The following is a 2,568-nucleotide window of genomic DNA, read 5'->3' as shown; positions in this document are numbered from 1 at the left end:
TTCTGTAGCTGTTTGGCGTCAGCTCAAGGTTGTCGCGAATGTGTACAGCTGGGATCAAGAAACCAAAATCTTGTGAGAGCTTTTTACGAACGCCTTTCACGCGCTCTAATAACTCTCCGCCTTGGTCACGATCCACCAGCGGGATTAATCGATACCCCACTTCTAAACCAATAATATCAACAGGTTGAACGTCATCCCACGACAACTCACGTTGAGAAATCGGCTCGCTGCCATCTTCTGCTTTCGCAGGTAATGCTGGTTCTTTTGCTTTCTGCTTCTGACGCTTGTCAATTAAGTAAGCACCCGTGCCAGCAGCAACGGCCAACGTTAAGAAAGCAAAATGCGGCATACCCGGTACGATACCCATCACGCCCAAAATTGCCGCCGTGATCATCAACGCTTTCGGGTTGTCGAACATTTGGAAAACCAGCTGCTCGCCCATGTCTTCATCGGTGTTTTGGCGCGTTACCATCATCGCCGCTGCAATCGACAGCAATAACGATGGAATTTGAGCAACCAGACCATCACCAATCGTTAGCAAGGTATAGATTTGGATCGCTTCACCAAAGCCTAACCCGTACTGCGCCATACCAATCGACAGACCGCCGATGATGTTGATAAACAGAATCAAAATACCGGCTATCGCATCGCCTTTTACAAACTTAGACGCACCATCCATTGAGCCGTAGAAATCTGCCTCTTTGGTCACTTCAAAACGACGCACGCGCGCTTGCTCTTGGTCGATAAGGCCTGCGTTTAAGTCCGCGTCAATCGCCATCTGTTTACCAGGCAACGCATCAAGGGTGAAACGAGCGCTCACCTCAGAAATACGCCCCGCACCTTTGGTCACAACCATAAAGTTAATGATCATCAAGATGAGGAAGACGACCAAACCGACTGCGTAGTTACCGCCAATTACAACGTTACCAAACGCCTCGATAACATTACCTGCCGCATTGCCCCCTTCATGACCATGAAGTAACACGACACGGGTAGACGCAACGTTCAGCGCCAAACGCAACAACGTCGCGATCAGCAGCACCGTTGGGAACGCGGCGAAATCTAACGGGCGGCGTGTATATACCGTCACCAACAACACCACCATGGCTAAGGCGATGTTAAAGGTGAAGAACATATCCAGTAGGAACGCGGGTATCGGTAATACCACCATCGCAAGGGTGGCCAAAACCATGACAGGCGCGCCAATAGCTGGCATCTCACGCTGACGAATTCGTGGCAATTTATCTGCAAACGGCAGGCTTAACTTCATACTGCGAGGTATCTCAATCGAATTGAAGCGTCACGCGAATACGCACTTTAATACGTATGTCTAATGTTTATACGCGACCACTTTCGCCTAAAAGTTTAGGTATAGTTGATAATTAGTCGACTTAAGCAATCTATGTACCAAAATCAACGCCAAAATAATGACTCAAAGCTAAATAACAGCACAATCCATTGATTGTTTTATATTTTTCTTAATTTTGCTTGTTGCACGATTAATGACGATGTTCCGGCGGGATTGGCAAGTCATAATCTTGAATTTTCGGTCGCTGACCACCACGTTTGCGGTACTGTTTTAACTGGAACACAAACGCCAGCACTTGCGCGACCGCGGTAAATAGACCGTCAGGAATTTCTTGTTCCAACTCAGTGGTATGGTAAAGCGCACGTGCAAGTGGTGGAGCAGGCACAATCGTAATGTCGTGCTCACGTGCCACTTCTCGAATTTTCATCGCCATATGATCCGTACCTTTCGCTATCACGACTGGCGCACGATCTGTTTTCTGCTTATAACGCAGCGCCACTGAATAGTGCTCCGGGTTGGTGACAATAACGTCTGCTTGAGGCACATCGGCCATCATCCGGCGTTGTGCCGCTTCCCTTTGCAGCATACGAATACGACCTTTCACCTCTGGCTTACCTTCGGTTTCTTTGTATTCGTCTTTCACTTCTTGCTTGGTCATCTTCAACTGATCGGCGTGCTGCCAAATCTGGATCGGTATATCGATGGCCACAACAATCAATAACGAGCAGCTGATCAACAAGATGAAGTTGAGCAAAATATCCAGCGCGTGGAAAATATTCTGCGGATAAACATCCATGCTAAGTTGGATCAAATCTGCTTGCGATGCTTGGATCAAATACATGGCAACGCCTGTCACCAACACCACTTTCAAGATCGATTTGATCAGTTCAACCCAACTTTGCATACCCACCATGCGTTTTAAACCGCTCAGAGGGTTCATTTTGGACAGCTTAGGCATTGCCGCTTCGGCCGAAAAACTAATGCCCCCAACCCCTGCAGCACCAATCGTCGCCGCCACAAACAACGTGATAAGGATGAGAAACAGTGGAAAAAGCAAATCTGTCATTGCGCCTAATGCGATATCAAATAGCTTTGTGGTATCAAAGATTTCGTCGCGTTTTAGGTCGAACAAACGACTCATAATGGAAAACAGCGAACGTGCGAGTGACTCGCCAAACCACATCAGAGCGATAGCCCCCACAATCAGCACTGACGCCGATGCGAGCTCTTTTGAGCGTGCGACCTGCCCCTTTTCTCTG

2 protein-coding genes are annotated in these 2,568 nt (G+C 48.1%); both read right to left on the bottom strand.

Annotated features, from left to right (window positions below; all coding sequences use genetic code 11):
• The coding region (locus tag R8N28_RS23705) for a flagellar biosynthesis protein FlhA (RefSeq protein ID WP_318183487.1) at positions 1-1,270 on the bottom strand (1,270 nt) is incomplete at its 3' end.
• A 229-nt stretch (positions 1,271-1,499) separates the two neighbouring features.
• Positions 1,500-2,568, bottom strand: a 1,069-nt coding sequence (flhB, locus tag R8N28_RS23700) for a flagellar biosynthesis protein FlhB (protein ID WP_318183486.1), incomplete at its 5' end; no start/stop codon positions are given.

The organism is Vibrio sp. Vb1554 (assembly GCF_033344235.1).
The sequence above is the reverse complement of the archived record's forward strand: the minus strand, read 5'-3'. Positions and strand labels throughout refer to the sequence as shown.